A 246-nucleotide genomic window follows, 5' to 3' on the forward strand; every position below is an offset into this window, starting at 1 on the left:
AATTAATCAATAAAAATCGTTAGTTTGAAAGAATTGCCTTGATGGATCCGCGTTTGCATATTCCTAATAGACGTTTATTTGAACAACGCTTATCTTCAATTTTTGTGCAAACTCAAAGAAATGGAACACAAGCACATTTGCTGTTATCGGAAGTTGATAATTTTAAGTACATTAATGATACCTATAGACATGAAGCTGGAGATTATTTTTTGGCAGTAATGTCGAGTAACCTAAGACATATGATCT

Annotated in this window: 1 pseudogene; it reads left to right on the forward strand. The window is 32.1% G+C overall.

From position 1 onward, the window contains the following. Positions 1 to 246: pseudogene (locus tag A7A69_RS11645) on the forward strand (GGDEF domain-containing protein); the annotation flags it as partial.

The sequence above is a fragment of the Acinetobacter guerrae genome, assembly GCF_009372255.1.
In the GTDB taxonomy this organism is placed as follows: Bacteria; Pseudomonadota; Gammaproteobacteria; order Pseudomonadales; family Moraxellaceae; genus Acinetobacter; species Acinetobacter guerrae.